17 protein-coding genes and 1 pseudogene are annotated in these 20,560 nt (G+C 37.1%); 9 read left to right on the plus strand and 9 right to left on the minus strand.

Going from position 1 to position 20,560, the window contains the following annotated elements; translation table 11 throughout:
- Positions 1 to 404 precede the first annotated feature (404 nt).
- The 3 genes and pseudogenes from PVV59_RS00380 to dnaK form a co-directional block, all read right to left on the minus strand.
- Positions 405 to 618: pseudogene (locus tag PVV59_RS00380) on the minus strand (Arm DNA-binding domain-containing protein); the annotation flags it as partial.
- Between the two features lie 799 nt (positions 619 to 1,417).
- Entirely contained in the window at positions 1,418 to 2,560 is a 1,143-nt protein-coding gene (dnaJ, locus tag PVV59_RS00385; protein WP_273754072.1) for a molecular chaperone DnaJ, read from the minus strand.
- 158 nt (positions 2,561 to 2,718) lie between these two features.
- Positions 2,719 to 4,611, minus strand: a complete 1,893-nt coding sequence (gene dnaK, locus PVV59_RS00390) for a molecular chaperone DnaK (RefSeq protein ID WP_273753904.1) — start codon at positions 4,609 to 4,611, stop codon at positions 2,719 to 2,721.
- A 1,008-nt stretch (positions 4,612 to 5,619) separates the two neighbouring features.
- Here dnaK and PVV59_RS00395 point away from each other — a divergent pair.
- Positions 5,620 to 6,174: a copper chaperone PCu(A)C gene (locus tag PVV59_RS00395; protein WP_273753905.1), complete on the plus strand. Its 555-nt coding sequence runs from the start codon at positions 5,620 to 5,622 to the stop codon at positions 6,172 to 6,174.
- 113 nt (positions 6,175 to 6,287) lie between these two features.
- Here PVV59_RS00395 and lysM read toward each other — a convergent pair whose 3' ends face one another.
- Complete coding sequence (lysM, locus tag PVV59_RS00400; RefSeq protein ID WP_273753906.1) at positions 6,288 to 6,749, minus strand: peptidoglycan-binding protein LysM; 462 nt, start codon at positions 6,747 to 6,749, stop codon at positions 6,288 to 6,290.
- Positions 6,750 to 7,136: 387 nt separating this feature from the next.
- On the opposite strand from lysM, the gene PVV59_RS00405 reads away from it, so the two are divergent.
- The 6 genes from PVV59_RS00405 (at position 7,137) to thpR (ending at position 12,215) form a co-directional block, all read left to right on the plus strand.
- Entirely contained in the window at positions 7,137 to 7,859 is a 723-nt protein-coding gene (locus PVV59_RS00405; RefSeq protein ID WP_039759370.1) for a response regulator transcription factor, read from the plus strand.
- 39 nt (positions 7,860 to 7,898) lie between these two features.
- Positions 7,899 to 9,683 carry a sensor histidine kinase gene (locus tag PVV59_RS00410; RefSeq protein WP_273754073.1) on the plus strand — a complete coding sequence of 595 codons (1,785 nt, stop codon included), beginning with the start codon at positions 7,899 to 7,901 and terminating at the stop codon, positions 9,681 to 9,683.
- A gap of 24 nt (positions 9,684 to 9,707) precedes the next feature.
- Positions 9,708 to 10,172, plus strand: a complete 465-nt coding sequence (locus PVV59_RS00415; protein WP_273753907.1) for an HPr kinase/phosphatase C-terminal domain-containing protein — start codon at positions 9,708 to 9,710, stop codon at positions 10,170 to 10,172.
- Between the two features lie 135 nt (positions 10,173 to 10,307).
- Entirely contained in the window at positions 10,308 to 10,706 is a 399-nt protein-coding gene (locus PVV59_RS00420) for a PTS sugar transporter subunit IIA (protein WP_273753908.1), read from the plus strand.
- 17 nt (positions 10,707 to 10,723) lie between these two features.
- Positions 10,724 to 11,020 (plus strand): HPr family phosphocarrier protein, encoded by a 297-nt coding sequence (locus PVV59_RS00425; RefSeq protein ID WP_273753909.1) that lies wholly within the window; start codon positions 10,724 to 10,726, stop codon positions 11,018 to 11,020.
- Between the two features lie 655 nt (positions 11,021 to 11,675).
- Entirely contained in the window at positions 11,676 to 12,215 is a 540-nt protein-coding gene (thpR, locus tag PVV59_RS00430) for an RNA 2',3'-cyclic phosphodiesterase (protein WP_273753910.1), read from the plus strand.
- 105 nt (positions 12,216 to 12,320) lie between these two features.
- Here thpR and grpE read toward each other — a convergent pair whose 3' ends face one another.
- Positions 12,321 to 12,980 (minus strand): nucleotide exchange factor GrpE, encoded by a 660-nt coding sequence (gene grpE / locus PVV59_RS00435; RefSeq protein WP_273753911.1) that lies wholly within the window; start codon positions 12,978 to 12,980, stop codon positions 12,321 to 12,323.
- Positions 12,981 to 13,104: 124 nt separating this feature from the next.
- Positions 13,105 to 14,175: a heat-inducible transcriptional repressor HrcA gene (hrcA, locus tag PVV59_RS00440; protein ID WP_273753912.1), complete on the minus strand. Its 1,071-nt coding sequence runs from the start codon at positions 14,173 to 14,175 to the stop codon at positions 13,105 to 13,107.
- Between the two features lie 468 nt (positions 14,176 to 14,643).
- Here hrcA and rdgB point away from each other — a divergent pair, with 468 nt between their 5' ends.
- Entirely contained in the window at positions 14,644 to 15,291 is a 648-nt protein-coding gene (rdgB, locus tag PVV59_RS00445; RefSeq protein WP_273753913.1) for an RdgB/HAM1 family non-canonical purine NTP pyrophosphatase, read from the plus strand.
- Complete coding sequence (hemW, locus tag PVV59_RS00450; RefSeq protein ID WP_273753914.1) at positions 15,288 to 16,487, plus strand: radical SAM family heme chaperone HemW; 1,200 nt, start codon at positions 15,288 to 15,290, stop codon at positions 16,485 to 16,487. Before rdgB ends, hemW begins: the two co-directional genes overlap by 4 nt.
- A 966-nt stretch (positions 16,488 to 17,453) precedes the next feature.
- Here hemW and dapE read toward each other — a convergent pair.
- The 3 genes from dapE to PVV59_RS00465 form a co-directional block, all read right to left on the minus strand.
- A complete protein-coding gene (gene dapE, locus PVV59_RS00455; protein ID WP_273753915.1) occupies positions 17,454 to 18,626 on the minus strand; it encodes a succinyl-diaminopimelate desuccinylase in 1,173 nt (390 codons plus the stop codon).
- 231 nt (positions 18,627 to 18,857) lie between these two features.
- A complete protein-coding gene (locus tag PVV59_RS00460; RefSeq protein ID WP_273753916.1) occupies positions 18,858 to 19,604 on the minus strand; it encodes a M48 family metallopeptidase in 747 nt (248 codons plus the stop codon).
- A gap of 31 nt (positions 19,605 to 19,635) precedes the next feature.
- Positions 19,636 to 20,415: a carboxylesterase gene (locus PVV59_RS00465; protein ID WP_273753917.1), complete on the minus strand. Its 780-nt coding sequence runs from the start codon at positions 20,413 to 20,415 to the stop codon at positions 19,636 to 19,638.
- Positions 20,416 to 20,560: the final 145 nt, after the last annotated feature.

The following is a 20,560-nucleotide window of genomic DNA, read 5'->3' on the forward strand; positions in this document are numbered from 1 at the left end:
TATCTCTTAGTGAAATTTAGGAAAAGTGAAAACAATAAAACAAAGCTTTACTCTATCCATCCCCCTGAAAATCGTCAATTTTCCTTCAAATTACAAAAAAATAATAACCAGATGAAACAAGAAAATAACTTCCTCAATAAACGTAATAGCGAAAAATTAAACAAAATAAGCGTAAAAAACGTCACTATTTTATGATCTGATGTATAAAATTGAAAAGCAAAACTTTTAAGCTACGCTGTACAATCAACTCATTAGGTTCCCCTTATGGATACTTAACAATGAATAGGAATATATACAACCATTGATTTTACAAGAATGCACATTATGGAGAATTATAATAAACTGATTTATAGTAATAACTTATCTTTTTATAGCGTAAAAAAAATGAAATTAGTGTATCAACACCATTGATTTGCCAATTCACGGGCTTGTTTTAAAGAGACATCTCTCAAAGCACCCAAACCCATTTCGCGACGGTGCCCCCGTGAAGGGTATAACGATAAATCCATTGGGCACCTCATCTTTACGCTTATGAAGTAACAAGCCAAGCACCATCGTTATATTTGCCAGCCCCAATGTTGCGACAAATCTTGCATTAAGACGGTTCACAAGAGCCATTTTTAGTCCTTTCTTATACAAATTTTATTCACACATTCATCCCACTTTTGACGTGCAAATGAATGATTTTGATTGATTCAAAATAAACAGCTTTGAAATAAGGGAATCATACGTTATTCGGGACTCTCATTCAACATACAAAACAGTTAATATTATTGTAAATCAAAGTATTATTCGAATAAAAGCTTCCATATTTTAGAGCAGGCTGTGGTTAAAACTATATGAAAATAGCACCTTATACAATCGATCATGAAAGGTTATATTATTGAGAATAAGAGACAGATTGCCCAACAGCTTTTTTAGCATCATCTGATAAGATTTTGCCATTTTAAAACTTTATGTTGGAGCTTTTAAAAGGGATTTTGTCTGTAAAAAAATCTGGATTCTTACTGGGTTGGTTCTACCTGATGATTAGCTTATATGATTTATTCACATAAGACTCTACGAACAAGCCTAATAACCTCGCACTTCTAAAAACGCTTTATGTGTACAAGAGGCTTACATTTGTATTACCGCCTTAAATGACGATCTTTTGTGGTACAAAAGATAAATGGCCGTTACACTAGAAATATTATCAATCATTCAGTGCATCTTTCTATGGATAAGCCCCTTTTAAAATATTATAAACATTAAAAAGTAAAACTTATCCATAAAATGTAAAAAATTCTGTACAACAGGAACTTACAATAAATCAATCGTCTCTCTTTTTTCTTTTCAAAGATAATAAGACAATCGAAAGTTTAATAAAAATAACCTTCCAAAAATGTTTTCTCATTTACTTTGAAAACATTCACCTACTTTAACCAGAAATATTTTCAAAAAATTCTTTCATCCGTGAAAAAAAACCATGTGATTGTGGTGAATTCTCATGATTTGAGAGCTTTTCAAATTTTTGCAATAGTTCACGTTGCTCGTGCGTGAGCTTCTGTGGTGTCTCAATCGTGATATGAATGTACAGATCACCTCTTAGCTGCTGACGGCGCAACATGGGCATGCCTTTACCTTTAAGGCGGAATTGACGTCCATTTTGTGTCCCTTCTGGGATCTTAACACGTGCTTTAACACCATCAAGGTCAGAAACTTCAAACTCTCCTCCTAAAGCCGCTGTTACCATCGAAATAGGAACGCGACAGTGAAGATCTGCTCCTTCTCGCTGAAAAAATTCATGCGGTTTAACGGAAAGGAAAATATAAAGATCACCATTGGGACCACCACGAACACCAGCATCACCCTCACCAGAAAGACGAATACGCGTCCCATCTTCAATACCAGCTGGAACATTCACGCTCAACGAACGTTTTTTCTCTATACGCCGTGTACCCTGACATTTGGGGCATGGATCTGTAATCGTTTCACCACGTCCGTGACATGTATGACATGTTCTCTCAATAGAAAAAAAACCTTGTGCAGCACGCACACGACCAGACCCATGACATGTCCCACAAACTTGTGGACTAGAGCCCTTTCTCGCTCCTGAACCTTCACAAACATCGCACGTAACAGAACTAGGAATATTAATTTCTGCAGTTTTTCCTGAAAAGGCCTCTTCTAAGGTCACTTCCATATTATAACTTAAGTCTGCACCACGTTCGCGACCATCACCACGCTTACGGTGTGCGCCTCCCATAATCTCACCAAAAAAATCTTCAAAAATATCAGCAAATCCACCACCGGCAGCAAAACCGCTAAAGGGATTGCCTCCCCCTTGACCACCGCTATTTTCAAAGGCCGCATGACCAAATCGGTCATAAGCAGCACGCTTTTGGGGATCTTTAAGAACTTCATAGGCTTCGCCAATTTCTTTGAATTTTCGCTCTGCCTCTTTATCCCCGGCGTTGCGATCAGGATGATATTGCATTGCCAACTTACGAAAAGCAGATTTCAATTTTTTATCATCACATTCACGAGTCACGCCAAGAATTTCATAATAATCAACCTTCATCATGTATTCCTGATAGTTTTTCTATTATCCATCTTTATGGATAATATCTCTTTTAATTTATATTTTTAGCAACAAAGTTGCAACTTGTCTCAAATAATAAAGCCCAGCCTTATATTTCAAAGGCCGGGTTTATAAATTAATCAACACATATGCTGACACTATTTCTTCTTATCATTAACTTCTTCAAAATCAGCATCAACAACATCATCATTCTTTGTCTCTGTTTCAGTGTCAGCGCTTGCTGCTTGTGACGCTTCATACATAGCCTGTCCAAGCTTCATACTGACTTCTGCTAATTTTTGCATCTTTGTTGTTACTTCTTCCGTATCACTGCTTTCAAGCGCAGATTTCAAATCAGATATTGCTGTTTCAATCTGCCCCTTTTCTTCAGCTGATACTTTATCGCCATATTCATTGAGTGACTTTTCCGTCGAATGAATAAGAGCTTCCGCTTGATTTCTAGCTTCAACACCTTCACGGCGTTTTTTATCCTCAGCGGCATGTTCTTCTGCATCCTGTACCATTTTTTCAATATCAGCATCACTTAAACCACCTGATGCCTGAATACGAATTTGATGCTCTTTACCCGTTCCTTTATCTTTGGCTGAAACATTAACAATACCATTCGCATCAATATCAAAAGTAACTTCGATTTGCGGTACACCACGCGGTGCTGGGGGAATACCAACAAGATCAAATTGAGCCAATAATTTATTATCACTCGCCATTTCCCGTTCACCTTGGAAAACACGAATCGTTACAGCACTCTGGTTATCATCAGCTGTTGAAAAAACTTGCGATTTTTTTGTCGGGATAGTGGTATTGCGCTCAATGAGACGTGTGAAAACGCCTCCCAATGTTTCAATCCCCAAGGATAAAGGGGTGACATCTAGAAGCAACACGTCTTTGACATCGCCTTGTAAAACGCCCCCTTGAATAGCTGCACCCATTGCAACCACTTCATCGGGATTAACACCTTTATGTGGATCTTTGCCAAAGAAGTTCTGCACAACTTGCTGAATCTTAGGCATACGTGTCATACCGCCCACTAAAACAACTTCATCAATCTCACCAGCCTTTAATCCAGCATCTTTCAATGCAGCTTTACAAGGCTCGATGGTACGTTGCACTAAATCATCAACGAGTGATTCAAATTTTGCCCGAGTCAATTTCATTGTTAAATGCTTGGGACCCGATTGATCAGCCGTAATAAATGGTAAATTGATTTCTGTTTGCTGTGATGAAGAAAGCTCAATCTTTGCTTTTTCTGCCGCTTCTTTTAGGCGCTGTAAAGCAAGTTTATCATTCTTTAGATCAATACCTTGTTCTTTTTTGAATTCATCGGCAAAATAACCGACCAAGCGCATATCAAAGTCTTCACCTCCTAAGAATGTATCTCCATTAGTTGATTTAACTTCAAAAACGCCATCTCCAATTTCAAGGACTGAAATATCAAATGTACCGCCACCAAGGTCGTAAACAGCAATTGTTTTTCCGTCCTTTTTGTCCAAACCATAAGCTAAAGCAGCAGCTGTTGGCTCATTAATAATCCGTAAGACTTCAAGTCCAGCAATTTTACCCGCATCTTTAGTCGCTTGACGTTGGGCATCATTAAAATAAGCAGGAACAGTAATAACTGCTTGTTCAACTTTTTCACCAAGATAAGATTCAGCTGTTTCCTTCATCTTTTGCAAAATCATCGCTGAAATTTGCGATGGAGAATATTTCTTACCTGCTTCTTCGACCCATGCATCGCCATTGTCACCTTTAACGATTTTATAAGGCACAAGTGCTTTATCTTTTTCAACCATAGGGTCATCAAAACGCCGCCCTATCAAACGTTTCACTGCAAAAACTGTCCCTTCAGGATTTGTTACTGCCTGACGTTTAGCAGGCTGTCCTACAAGCCGCTCTCCCCCATCCGTAAAGGCAACAACAGAAGGTGTTGTTCGCGCTCCTTCTGAGTTTTCGATAACCTTTGCGTTTTTGCCATCCATAACAGCCACACAAGAGTTCGTCGTCCCCAAATCAATACCAATTACTTTTGCCATATTATAATCTCCATTCAGCAAGCTACCTCAGCCTTCATAAAGCATCTTTTTAAGATAGCTCCTCACAACACTCAAAGCCCGTATCCTGCTTTAAGCAACATAAATAATAATAAATCGCAAGTCGCCAACAAGCCTCGCTGCCTCGTATATAAGAACACGATTTTATTGCTACAAGAGAATAATGAGAGAAACATCTCCAAAATAAAAAAATTCTTTCAAAGTAGGCGCTCTAATAATCCATAAATACCATATTTATGAAAGGGTTAAGATCATAATATATTTTTCTTTCAATCCTCAACAAACAGATCTATCTATAAAAATAAAATCATTGAACACGCGCTCTTGATCTTTCATCATGAATTAAGAAATACTGATATAAAAGCTTTTTAAAAATACCGTTTAAAGGCGAATAATTTATATCATAAAACGTTATAAACCTTCCTTAAAGACTAAAACAGCTCGCATATCTTATGAACCTGTTTTTATGATCCTTCTTCAAGTATTAAACAGTGCTTTTCTAAATGTTCATATTGATAACAATATCATTGATCTATCTCCTCTCAACAATTCTTCTTCTAATAGCCTTATCGTTCATTGCTATTTGAAAGCAGTCTTTTAAATTCATCAAAAAAGCTTTTTCTTAACTATATTCTTCTTAAAATTCGAAAGATAATGCCTCTGTATAAACGCTTTAAAATACCAAAAGCTGTTATAATACTAAGAGTTGATCAATTTTATGATCTTTTTGTATTGTATCTTTATTCAGTAAAGGAGTGGCAGACCATAGAATTTTATCACTTACAAATACTTTTGTGATATGAATAATGATGAGAGATACTTTGTCTTTGTAAACCTTACTGTTTTCCTTTAAAATCGAAGAATTCTATGACTTTTCTTCTCATAATTTAAATCAATTTTATTTTAGTAATTCTTTGCTTTTATTTTAAATAAAAATTCTGCTAAATAAAAAATATTCAGAGTATGAATCTTATTAAGGAGGGTAAATTAATGCTGGCATATATTATCAAGAAAATAACGAAACTCAACTATAAGAATACAATATATGCGCTATATCCATACAAAAAGGCTATCGCAAATATCATTTGTGTTTTTCTTTTTGCTAGTATAACCTTACCAGCAAATGCTCAGCAATACAAACTTGGTGACATAGAAATTCTTAATCCTTGGGCACGCGAAACACTTAAAGGTGCAAAAGTTAGTAGTGGTTATTTTTATATTATTAATCACAGTAATATTCCAGATCGTTTAGTTTCTATTTCCACAGACAGCGTAAAAACAACAGAAATGCACACTATGACCGTTGTTAATGATATTATGAAAATGGAAAAAATGCATAATGGCATTGAAATCCCGGGAAATGGCGAAGTCACACTTAAGCCCGGTGGTAATCATATTATGTTTATGGGACTTTCAAAACCCTTCAAACTAGGTGATAAAGTTAGTGCAAAATTGACATTTGAGCATGCAGGAACCATTGATGTTGATTTCTCTATAAAAGCTATGAAAACAACTTCACCTTCCAAACCTACTCCTGCTCACTAAGCCCTTTTTATTTAATTATTATAAACACACATTTTATAAAATGAAGAAGTGTGAAATTTTTACGCTTCTTCATTTTGTTTAATGCCATAACATAAGCAAAAAACTATTCTCTTTTATGCGTAAATATGGTCAACTTCAGGAATACGCAAAACTTGTCCAGGATAAATTTTATCAGGAGATTTTAGCATTGGTTTATTGGCTTCAAAAATAAATGTATTTTTATCACCTTGCCCTTTTCCATAAACCTCTTCAGCAATTTTCCAAAGATTATCACCAGACTTAACCTCATAAAAACGAGAAGATTTTCTAAACGTTGTATCTATAACCTTTAATTGCTCAACATCCACAGAAGAAATGCCTTGTGAATTACCAACAACCAAAAGTGCTTTTTCCAGTGTTTCCCTATCTGGAACCTCACCGCTTAAAATAGCTTTACCGTCTTCAATTTGAATATTAACTTTTTCTGTATCGAGTTGAAAATGATCAAATGCGGCCTTAAAGTCTTTTTCTTTTGGTTCATGGTCCCCCATACCTAGCTTTTCACCTACGGTTTTAATAAAATTAAAAAATCCCATTATGACCTCCTTATCGTATAGCAGAAACAAATTTTTGTGCATATATTGCCACATTCTTGTCTTTGCTCTTAAAACACATAGGCGGATTTTCTAAACTTCAACAATCAAAACTAAACATGTTCAATTTTGAGACAAAAATAAGAATAAACTTCGCAATAAATTTTAATAAAAAAAGCCTTTATGCAAATTTTCTCTCAAACGAAGGGATCTTAATAGACGTAGAAACATTATAAATTATGAAAGCAAAACAAGATTTTACAAGAATGACAACAGGTTTTTTACTTTGCTACAATTTGTATCATATTTGTTTTGCAAAAAAAATGTGAACTCCCATATAAATAAGTGTGGGTAATTTGCTACCACAGCAATAGAAAGGTCTAAGAAACCATGAAAGATACACCAACAATCACGCAAACGATTGTACTTGTTGATGATGATCGCAATATTTTGACATCTCTATCTTTTGCGCTTGAGACAGAAGGATATCGGGTTGAAAGCTATACAGATGGAGCATCTGCACTCAAAGGTCTCACACTTCACCCCCCACATTTAGCTATTTTTGATATTAAAATGCCCCGAATGGATGGGATGGAGCTCTTGCGTCGTTTACGTCAAAAATCTGACCTTCCAGTTATTTTTCTGACGTCCAAAGATGATGAAATTGATGAATTATTTGGTCTTAAAATGGGAGCTGATGATTTTATTACAAAACCTTTCTCCCAACGTCTTCTCATTGAGCGCGTAAAAGCTATTTTGCGCCGTTCCAATGCTCGTAACCAACCGCTTTCCACAGGAACTGCTTCCACCTCTTCCCTCAAACGTGGAGATCTTGTGATGGACCAAGAGCGTCACACCTGTACATGGAAAGATAAACCTGTTATTTTAACTGTTACGGAATTTTTGATTCTGCAAACCCTCGCACAAAGACCAGGCGTTGTAAAAAGTCGTGATGCTTTAATGGATGCTGCCTATAGTGATCAGGTCTACGTAGATGATCGCACCATTGATAGTCATATTAAACGTCTGCGTAAAAAATTTAAACAAGTGGATGATGATTTTGCAATGATTGAAACACTTTATGGTGTGGGTTATCGTTTTCACGAGGTGTAAAACTGCTTTGTCGCAAAAATTTGAATGGCAATCAAATCGATGACAGAAAATTCTCAACTGGAAACTCTAAAAAAAATAGCCCCTAATGGTATATCCTCAGCACCATTTCTTATGTTTACTCATTTACACCTTCGAATACAACGTCTCTTTAGACAATTGCTTTTTTCCAGTCTCACACGCCGCATTGTTATATTAAATATTGCTGCCCTTGCCGTTCTGGTTACAGGCATTTTATACCTTAACCAATTTCGCGATGGTTTAATTGAAGCAAAAATTAAAAGCTTATGTACCCAAGGAAAAATTATTGCCGGAGCTATTGCAGCTTCCGCCACAGTAGATACAAACTCTATCCTCATTGACCCCCAAAAACTCTTAGAGTTACAGACTGGTGAAAGCATTACACCCGCCCCTCAATCAACAGACTCTTGGGACTTCCCCATTAATCCTGAACAAGTTGCCCCTCTTCTACGACGTCTCATCACACCTAAAACGACAAGAGCACGTATCTATGATCGTGATGCTACTTTACTTCTTGACTCACGGGTTCTTTATTCTAGTGGAGACGTTTTTAAATATGATTTACCCCCACTTAAAACAGAACAAAATATATGGGATCGCTTGACTGCATGGTATTCAAACACATTTTATGGAAAAGGTATTGCTTTTGATAGAGAACAAACAAAAAACCGTGATATTGCTTATCCAGAAGTATACCGAGCATTAAATGGATCTCTTGCTACCGCAAAAAGACGCAACAGACAAGGTGAACTTATCGTTTCTGTTGCCGTTCCTGTTCAACGCTATCGCGCAGTGGTTGGCGCCCTTCTTCTTTCAACAACTGGCTCCGATATTGATAACATTGTAAAGGCCGAAAGACTGGTTATATTTAAAGTCTTTGTCGTTGTAGGCAGTGTACTTTTGGTTCTTTCGCTCTTTTTAGCCCATACGATTGCCCATCCATTAAGCAAATTATCTGCCTCTGCTAACCGAGTGCGGAATGGCAATAATCAGCGTGTAGAAATTCCTGATTTTTCAATGCGTGAAGATGAAATTGGTCATCTCTCAACCTCTATTCGTGACATGACCAATGCTCTTTATATGCGTATTGAAGCCATTGAACGCTTTGCGGCTGATGTAAGCCACGAATTAAAGAATCCCCTCACTTCTCTCCGTAGTGCTGTTGAAACCCTCCCTCTGGCTAAAAATGAAGAAGCACAAGAAAAGTTGCTTGAAATTATTCAACATGATGTGCGTCGTCTTGATCGGTTGATTACAGATATTTCTGATGCATCACGGCTCGATGCAGAGCTTGCACGAGAAACCGCAGAGATCGTTGATATGACACCGCTTTTGGAAAGTCTTGTTCATGCCGTTCAGGAAGTATACCGCAATGCACAAACCATCGATGTAAGCTTGAATATTATCCCACGTCCTTATGGAAAACCTTATCTTGTGTTAGGACATGAGCTCCGTTTAGGGCAAGTGATTTCCAATCTTCTTGAAAATGCGCGTTCCTTTATTCCCCGTAATCGGGGAAAAATTTGCATTACTATGAAAAGTCATGTTTCAACTCTTATTCTAACCATTGAAGACAATGGCCCTGGTATTCGTTCAGAGAATATTGAACGCATTTTTGAACGTTTCTATACTGATCGACCAAATGAAGATGCTTTTGGACAAAACTCTGGACTTGGCCTTTCTATTAGTCGGCAAATCATTGAGGCCCATAATGGAACAATTACAGCCGAAAATATTATTGATCCAGCACTTGGAAAATGTAAAATTGGTGCACGTTTTATTATTATGCTTCCCCTCGTTAAATAAATCTTTTACCACAAAATAAAAGACATGAAAATAAAATGTGAAATACTCCACGCAAATTGTCTTCAACTGGGAGGAAAGGGGCTGTTGATTATAGGTCCATCGGGATCAGGGAAATCAACCATTACCCTTGCTTTGCTCGACCGCGCTGAGTGGTCAAAACGTGAAGCAAAACTTATCAGTGATGATTATACAATGCTACGTGTGAAAAATGGAAAACTTCATGGATACACGCCTGAAGACTTACAGGGCGGTATCGAGATTCGTGGTGCTGGTCTCTACATGATAGAATTTCAAAAGCAAACAATTATCGATTGTATTATTTTTCTTGGCCCTGAATACGAACGTTTTTCCACAAATAAAACTTTTCAATTTGAAGATTTGCACATTCCTCTTTTAAAACTTCCCTCTCTTCACGAGGCCGATTGTACAGCCATTTGTCAAGCTATTGAAGCATTTTTGTTCAGAAAAATATGGCATAAAACTGTTTAATTTTTTCCAAAGATAAAAAAATCACACTTTTTTGCCTTTTTTTTGCAAATTTTTCTTGGCAGCAAGACAAAGCCTTGTAAAATATCCTTCCCACCAATATGGTTGGATCTTATTAGTTAACAGGAGTTTGCGTAAATGATTGGACTCGTGCTTGTAACGCACGGTGAGCTAGCTGTTGAATTTTTACATGCCGTGGAACATGTTGTTGGAACACAAGAAAAGTTCGCAACAATATGTGTTTATCCCGATGACGATATAGATCAGCGCCAAGGTGATATTATAGCCGCAGTAACCGATACAAATACAGATAATGGCGTCATCATATTAACAGATGTGTTCGGTGGGACACCATCAAATATAGCTATTCCTGTTATTGAAAAAGGACGCGTTGAAATGATTTCGGGGGTTAATTTGCCCATGCTTATTAAATTGATTTCTATTCGCAAATGTCCTGATATCTCATTATCAGACGCGTTAAGAATAGCACAAGAAGCAGGGCGTAAATATATTAATGTACCAAGTATGATTTTATAGCGGATGATAAAATACTGATGCTTCCCAAAGATACCCTCCCCTCTAAACTTAGTCGTCATTTTAATATCTGTAATAAACGTGGGTTGCATGCAAGGGCTTCTGCAAAATTTGTACAAACTGTTGACAATTTTAATGCCACTGTTGAAGTTGAAAAAGATGGAAAAATCGTTGGTGGAACATCAATTATGGGACTCATGATGCTAGCGGCTTCATCCGGTTGCAACCTCACTATTCGTGTTTGGGGACCAGAAGCAACAGATGCCCTTAATGCTCTTGAAAAGCTCATCAATAACAACTTTGGAGAGGAAAACTAGCCCTTTCTCATAATAAAAAAGAATGATGATCCTTGAAGAATAAGAATTTTCTATCATTATCTTGAATTTTGATTTCTTCTCTCATTTTTATGCCAAGATTCATATCCACTGTAGATTGGCACAATTATTATAAATGTGACAGCTTATCCTAATTGTATTATGCAGAATTTTTTGTTTGCTATTTTAACATTATTGGGCCTATTTAAATAGTTATTGTGTATTATGGTTTTTATCTAACTTAATCATATGATTTACATCTTTACAGAAAAGGGAATTTTGACTTGGATTGAATATGTTTGCTTTTAAGCAAAATAAAAATAATATCAAGATAATTTCACAAATCAGAAATTGATAAACTTTCTTTATTTTCTGCTCACTTTGTAGCCTTTATAATACAAAAGCAATCCCCGCCTTCAGATCATTGTGATGCATATTATGAAAACGCAATTTTTATTTTGATCGATATCATAACCATTTTCTTAAAACAAATAATCTTCGTACATTTATAATTATGGTAAGCATTTTTTAGACATTATTTTTCTATACTATTGCCTTATCTTATGTGACATTTTTTACTTTCAATTTATCTGTTATTGCACTTTTTATCTTTTATTGCACTTGGGATAGCATCTTTTCATTATAAGGAGATAACATTATGGACCGTTTATTTAGTGCCCTTCAGATTCCTCAACAAACAACACAACAACTTGTATCGTTGCAAAATGGCTTACCAAATGCACAGTGGATTAATCCGCAGAATTTTCACATCACTTTGTCTTTTTTCGGTGAAGTTGAAAGTGATACAGAAGATGCACTTAGGCATGCCTTTGACATAATAAAGCTCCCTCCTTTTATGCTACAAATGAAGGGTTTTGACGTTTTTGGTTCAGAAAACGCTCCACATTCTCTTGTTGTCCGCATTCAATCTTGTGAAGCTCTCAATCTTTTACACGAAAAGATGCAATGTATTCGTAGCCACTTGAGGCTAGAACCTGATAAAAAAGAATTTACACCGCATATTACTATTGCGCGACTGCTCGATATTAAACCTGAAGATCTTCCTCCTTATCTGTCCTCTCGGAGTGATTTTTCATTTCCTCCCTTTGATGTTGATCATTTTGTTTTATTTTCATCGCCATCTCCCTCAAGCGATGCTCCATATATTGTAAAAGGAAGTTGGTCACTTCAAAGATAAAAGGGTGTTTGTAACACCCTTTAAAACTCTTTGAGGAAAGACCCCATATACGCGAAATCACAGGAAATGCTGAATTTTACGCTGGAGACTTGTTATTAATATGTTTTAAGCCGAATCAGTTTCAACAGAAGCTTCTTTTGTTCTTCCTTTGGCCACACCCACTATCGCTGGACGTAAAACCCTTTCTCCAATAATATAACCAGCCTGAACCACTTGTTGAACAGTGTTATCGGGAACATCGGCATTAGGAATTTCAAACATCGCTTGATGAAAATGAGGATCAAATTTTTGTCCCTCTGGATGAATTTTCTGTACACCATGACGCTCTAATGCTGCCATCATGGCACGTTCAGTCATTTCAACACCTTCTGCCAATGATTTTAAACCAGCATCACTTTCTCGTGCACCTTCTGGAATCGCTTCCAAAGCACGATTGAGATTGTCAGAAACAGATAACATATCCCGTGCAAAATTAGCAATAGAATAAGCCCTTGCATCCGCTACATCACGCGCAGTACGGCGTCGAAGATTTTCCATATCTGCTGCAAGACGTAAAAGCTGATCTTTCAAATCTTTGTTTTCATCCTGCAAAGCCGCTAAAGGATCAACCTCATTACTTTCTTCTTCAACCTCTCCATGTGCTTCTGTTTTATGTGTTTTTAAAAATTCATCCGCTGCTTGTTTAAGTGTATTACGATCAGCTGGTTTTTTTAAATCGCAATTTTCAAATGAAGCGTCAGTAAATTTGTTTTTTTCATCAGACATAAAAATTCTATTCCTTCATAAGATTTGTTATTCTCGATATCGAAATTTTACAGACAAAAATCAAGGGGTATAGATGTATATAATACAATGAGCTTTTATAGTACAAATACTTAACCGTATCATTTTAACGCAATAACTGTGACATAAGTTGAGCTGTATAATCAACCATAGGCACAATCCTTGCATAATTAAGCCGTGTAGGACCAATAACGCCTAAAGCACCAATGACTCTTTGTTGTGAATCACGATAAGGTGCTACGACTAAAGAAGAACCAGAAAGTGAAAATAACTTATTTTCCGAACCAATAAAAATTCGAACCCCTGACCCTTCATCCGTTAAATCGAGAAGCTGGGCCATACTTTCACGTGTTTCAAGATCATCAAATAAATGGCGTAACCGTTCTAAATCTTCTTCTGCTTTCACATCTTCAAGCAAATTACTGCGTCCACGAACAATGAGGTGCATTTTATGATCAGCACCTTCTCCTCCCCAAAGAGCTAATCCCGTTTCAACAAGATGATGTGATAAATCATCAAGTGCAGCCCGTGTTTGTGCACATAGACACGCAATTTCCCCTTTAGCTTCACTCAATGTACGCCCTTGAATATGGGCGTTTAGAAAATTCGTCGCTTCTGTCAATTGTGCATGGGTAACCCCTTCTGGCAAATGAACAATACGATTTTCAACCTCACCTTGTTGAGTCACTAAAACGGCAAGAGCGTGCTCCCTATCAAGGCGCACAAATTCAATATGTTTCAATGTTCCTTCTTGTTTTGTTGCGAGAACAAGCCCTGCCCCACGGGAGAGGTCTGAAAGAACTCGGCTTGCTTGAACAAGAAAATTTTCAACCGATTGTGCATGACCTGCCTCTTTGACTTGCATTTCAATATTTTCTCGCTCTTCGTTTGGCAAATCACCGGCTTCCATAAATGCATCAACAAAAAAGCGTAAACCCGATTGGGTTGGCATTCGCCCTGCTGAAACATGCGGTGCATAAATCAAACCGAGATGTTCAAGATCACTCATCACATTGCGAATCGTCGCAGGTGATAATGTCTGTTGCAAAAGTCGCGAAAGATTGCGTGACCCTACAGGTTCACCATCATTAAGATAGGCTTCAACAATATGGCGAAAAATATCACGCGAACGCTCATCAAGATATTTTAGTTCATTATCAATAGATTTGTGCTTCATCACAATTGTTTCACTACTAAAAAAATGCTCTTCTCTTATATAAGTTTTGCCAATGTCTGGTCAAATAATCTAAAGTAGTATAAAAATATATTATCCTATTGAGCCATAAAACACCACATTTTATAGTGATGATATAAACGTATAAATTATGTATGAGGTGTTTTTATTAGAGCGTGTCATTGGATATTTAAGATAGGAATTGGTCTCTTTAGGAGCTTGTTTATTTATAAACCACCGGGAGTATAAAATTAGATTTTTATCATAAGAAAGCTTTCATAAAAAAATCGTTTCTCATGTCTTTTTAATCGTTGTCTTCACAAAATACGAAAAATTTTATTTGAATAAAATATCATAAAACGTGTAAAATAACCCTATCATATAAAATCAAGCAGAATATGTGTGTATATGAGCATTTAAGCTGGTTCCTAGCGCAAAAATAGTTCCCCTTTCATTTTTGGAGAAATCTATATGAGAAGTATAGCAGATAAAAGACTTGTCATTGCGACACATAACACCAGCAAATTACATGAGATCACCACCTTGATTGCACCTTTCGGTTTAATAATACAATCAGCAAAAGAGCTTGGCTTGCCAGAGCCGAAAGAAACAGGAACAACATTTGAAGAAAATGCTTACATTAAAGCTTTTGCAGCAGCAAAAAAAACAGGACTTCCTGCTCTCTCTGATGATTCAGGCTTAGAAGTCGATGCATTGGATGGTGCACCGGGCGTTTATACAGCTGACTGGGCGATTCAAGCCGATGGTACACGTGATTTTCCAAAAGCGATGCAAAAAATAGAAGATGAGCTTCAAAAAGTCGGAGCGCGAGAAAAAAGCCAACGAAAATGCCGTTTTGTATCCGTCATTTGTATCGCGTGGCCTGACACTCATGCAGATTATTTCCGCGGATACGTTGAAGGAACATTCATTTGGCCTCCACGGGGAAATAAAGGCTTTGGCTTTGATCCTATTTTTTTACCAGATGGATATGAAAATACCTTTGGAGAAATGTCAACAGAGCAAAAACACGGCTGGCAATACAATGATATTCCCCCTCTTTCACATCGCGCACGGGCTTTTAAACTTTTGACAGAAAACCTTTTGGCATTCTCATGAATGAACCTTTTGGCATTTACATTCATTGGCCCTTTTGTGCTGCTAAATGTCCCTATTGTGACTTTAATTCACATGTTCGTATCCATGGTGTTGATCAGCCGCGTTTTGTCACCGCCTTTGAGCGCGAAATAGAAACGCAATATCATAAAATAGGTCCACGCCATATTACGAGTATTTTTATTGGTGGGGGAACCCCCTCTCTTATGGAGCCGCAAACTGTTGATGCCCTTTTGCAAGCACTTGCAAGAAAGTGGATACTTGATGATAAAGTTGAAATTACGTTGGAAGCTAATCCATCCAGTGTGGAAGCAGAACGTTTTCGCGGATACCGCGCTGCAGGTGTTAATCGGTTATCTTTAGGAATACAAGCACTCAATAATAAAGCATTGCGCAAACTTGGCCGACTCCATAATGTAGAGCAAGCTCTTTATGCCATTGATTTAGCAAGGAAAATTTTTCCACGCTTATCCTTTGATCTTATTTATGCTCGTCCCGAACAAACCCTTGAACAATGGAAATCTGAACTTGTACAAGCCATTGACTTGGCAGCAGACCATCTTTCTCTTTATCAATTGACAATCGAAGAAGGAACCGCCTTTAAACGACTTCATGATGCAGGAAGGCTTATCCTTCCTCCATCAGAGCTCGCAGCAGATCTGTATCATCTTACCCAAGAAATAACAGCTCTGTATGGACTTCCCGCCTATGAAATCTCAAACCATGCCATGCCTGGTGCTGAATCAGCACACAACCTTCTTTATTGGCGTTATCACCAATATGCAGGCTTTGGTCCAGGAGCACACGGTCGTTTTATTGAAAATGTATCAAATCATTCTTCCACCTTTTCAAAAACATCTTTATCACATCTTGAAAACCATGAACGTTATGTCACAATCAATGAAAAGAATCCCGAGCAGTGGCTTGCATTAGTCGAAAAAACAGGACATGGCTGTATTGAAACAGAACGATTAACTCTTCAGCAACAGGCGAATGAAATGCTCCTTATGGGGTTACGCCTTTGTGAAGGCTTGGAACTTACACGCTATGAAACTTTAAGCCCAAAACGCATCCCAATGGAAAAACTTATCGATTTACAACACCAAGAATTGGTAGAAATGGTGGATAACCAACGTCTAAAAGTGACAACCAAAGGACGTATTATTCTTGATCATATTATCAGCCAACTTGCAAACTAAAGCCTTTATAACAACATATTGATTTCAATAATAATTATTATTTTTTATAGCAAAAATGAAACTAAAATATTGTAAGACTTTTTTCAAAAGTTTTATAATATATTAATTCTTACTTTTTTTAAAAATAGCGGAGTGTGTGGATACAAACTATACAAAAGACGTATAAAAATGCTTTTTATGACTATTTTCAAGCACCTAAAATTATCGAAATATTTTGAGATAGAAAAGTATATGATAGTCTAACTTTCTTTTTCATAAGTGTAAAGAGAGTGATACGCCGGAGATTTTATATTATACTATTCATAAGTTCCGTTGCATATAACAAACATTGAAGAGAATTTCTTTGCTAAAAAAGCTAATGTGATGCTATAAAAGATTTTTCATATATCTTTATTATCAGAAATATTAAAATTGATTGAACAAGCTTACCTTCTACTTTATCATGATTTTTTCTGTAACGCAGATTCTTTTGAGTAAAAAGAGCATGATAAAATAAACTGGAAGTGTGTTTCTATGGATTTTCTTCTAATAAAGAATCATTAAAACAAAGAATTTTTTGCGTGAAAACATATTAAGGCATATAGCGAAAATGAATGCATTTACGTTGTAGAAACTTTTTAGAAAAGTGACCTATTTTTATGTGTCTTTATGGCTTCAACTTGTCATCATATCAATTGTGATATAACGTTCATTCCTTCAATGAATTGCACGCTAATTGTTTCCCTGCACCTTAAAGGACGAACACTCTTAACCCAATCCGGTCTGTAAACGGCTTTACTTCTTAAAACAGGTTCCACTTGATTTTCCACTGATGTGATTCACTGAACTGAAGGCTTTACGAGCGAAAGTTCCAGTTTATACTCACCATCTACTCTAAAACCACTTAAGATGTTAAAACCTCAAACGACAATGTTTTATGGTAACAAAAGATAACGGCATTATTTATTGAACCAAGCAATTATTTCTTTAGGCAAAAAAATCAACAATAAAACGCTCATAAACAGCCGTAAGCGTTTCTAATGCATCAAGGGCAACACATTCATCTACCATATGCATCGTTTGCCCTGGTAAGCCAAATTCAACCACGGGGCAATAGTCCTTAATAAATCTCGCATCTGAAGTTCCCCCAGACGTAGAACATTCTGGTGTATTCCCTGTTACACTTTTAATAGCATTGGATAAAATTTGAATAAGTTTATCATTTTTGGTCAAAAAAACATCCCCTAAACTTGGAATCCATTCAAGCTGATAAGAGGGATATTGACCACTGTTATTTTTTGACTGCACCAAAGCAAGACACTTTTCAATTTTCGCCATCAAGGTTTCTTTTGTCCAAAGATCATTGTAGCGTATATTAAAACGAACCGTTGTCTGCGCTGGAATAACATTGGCCGCCAAATTACCAGTATCAATGGTTGTTAGCTCTAAATTACTGGGTTGAAAATTCTCTGTCCCTTGATCTAAATCCGTTTGTGTTAATGCTTGAATAAGTTTACTTGCTAAAGGCAAAGGATTGGCAGCCCGCTCTGGAAAAGCAACATGACCTTGAAGACCTTTCACAGTAATGATCCCAGAAATCGATCCGCGGCGACCAATTTTGATAACATCACCAACAGCCTTTACGCTTGTTGGTTCACCCACAAGAGCTGCAGTCCATTTTTCACCTCTGTTTTCTGCCCATTGGAGAAGTTTCACCGTGCCATTAATAGCAGGCCCCTCTTCATCACCAGTAATCAAAAGGCTTATTGTGCCTTTAATGGATTGTTTCTCAAGAACCCGCGCTAGAGCGGCAATAAAACAGGCGATACCGCCTTTCATGTCAACAGCCCCCCGCCCATATAATTTCTCCTGATCTATAACAGCTTCAAAAGGTGGATAAGCCCAATCTTCTAATGCACCTGGCGGTACAACATCCGTATGACCTGCAAACATAAGATGGGGTCCTTCGCTTCCCATTTTTGCATAAAGATTTTCAACATTATCTGTATTTTTATCCGTAAAAATAGGACGCTCAACATGAAATGCCATTTTTTTCAAAAATTTTTCCAACGTTGATAAAGCCCCTGCTTCACGAGGTGTAACAGAAGGACAACGAATAAGTGCCTGTAATAGCTGAAGTGGATCTGTAAGAACAGACATAAAAACCCCTTCCCATTTGTTATGAATCATCAGAACTTAAGATTATTACGTTGAATGGCAAAAAAGATAAAGCAAAAACATTGAAGACACTCAGCAAACCAAGCAGGGGAGGACAATCGTGCTGAGAGCTTCAATGGCTTCCTCATTATGCATGACGAAGCAAACATACAACGAAACACTCAAAAAAAAGTTCCGTTAAATATTGCTCTTATCTGCATATTTGCAAATTTTTTACGCCTCTAATTTATATGAAGCGAAATTAATAGCGTGTAGTCTATGAGCATTTTCTTTCAACCAGGCGCGATACGTTTTACTATCAGGGTAAAGTTTTTCACAAAGAGCCCAAAATCTTGGTCCATGATTCATTTCAACAAGATGAGCAACTTCATGAGCGACAACATACTCAACAACTTCTTTTGGTGCCATAATAAGGCGCCAAGAAAAAGAAAGACGCTTATCGATGGAACAAGATCCCCAACGACTTTTTGTATCTTTATAACAAATGGATTTGACTTTACGCTCTACCTGATGAGCATAATGTGCCACTAAAGGCGTTATAATAAGCGCTGCTTGTTTTTTTAAAACATCAGCAACGCGTCTTGGAAGATATTCTAATTGACCATAAACAATAATTTTAGGCCCTTGCTCCGCATCTGCTGTAACAATTTTTGTTACTCCACGTCCTTTTTCATGCTTTATGGTATGAGAAATACCCAAGAAAGGAATTGTTGCACCCTCTTTGAGACAGATATTTTCATGAGACATGTGTATACGCTTAAGGCGCGCCTCAATCCAAGACCGATGTTTTTCAATAAAACTTTCAATCACATAGGAATTTATCGCTGGTGGTGTTGTTACACAAATCTCCTGGCTTCTGGCATCCATACGTAAGGTAAAACGGCGCGCGTGCTTATTTTCCCGCACGCGTATAGGGATAGCACGATCAGAAAAAATAAAACGCTTTTCAGAAATGCTCATATGTTTATCTTCATCATCAATAAATAGCCCCTTATTTTGCATTAATCTGATTAATTAAAGATCTCAAGGCTGTTTCTAGACAATCTAAATCCTGTGGACGAGAAAAACGGTGATCTGCATCACGAACAAGTGTCATTGTTACATCATGGAGAGGCAAATGATCAAGTAAAGTCAATGTATGCTGATAGGGTATCTCCACATCTTCCATCCCTTGTAGAATATGGATTGGGCACCCAACATCAATGCATCCCTCCATGACACAGTTATTTCTGCCATCTTCAATAAACGCTTTTGTAAAAGGAACAGGCTCTGTATAACTAATTGCGGATCGTTCAATATGCTCTGCTTCTTCCAAAATTTTCCACTTCTTCACCCCTAACCCTGATTCTATCAATGTTTTTGTAAAATCAGGTGCTGGAGCAATCAATATCATGCCAGCAAGCTTTTTATTTTTCTGCGCTAGCAACTTAGCAAGCCTTAAAGCAATCCATCCCCCCATAGAGGAACCAACCAAAATTTGTGGCCCCTCACAATAGGTTTCAAAAACCGCTAAACTTTCGCTCACCCAACGTGAAATCGTTCCTTGAAAAAAATCACCGCCTGATTCTCCATGCCCAGAGTAATCAAAACGTAAGCAGGACAAATCATTCTTCTGAGCAAAATTATCAACGAACACCGCTTTATCCGCTAACATATCCGATAGATAACCATGAAGCCAAACCAAACCTGGAGAGTAGCGACCTTTGCGATGACGCACTGCAAGAGCAGTATCCTCAAACGAAAAAAACTGGCAAGGAATATTTTGATTCATAATTCTTTTTCTCCATAAAACAATTTCTTTAAATCAAGAGAAAAACTTTTATAATCTAAATTCTTAAAAAAGTAACAAATCAAATAATGAAAAATACACGAATTATAGTTGTTTTTATGTGTATAATTGTATATTAAGTAACCAT

Origin of the sequence: Bartonella sp. MM73XJBT.G (assembly GCF_028618435.1) — a bacterium.
In the GTDB taxonomy this organism is placed as follows: Bacteria; Pseudomonadota; Alphaproteobacteria; order Rhizobiales; family Rhizobiaceae; genus Bartonella.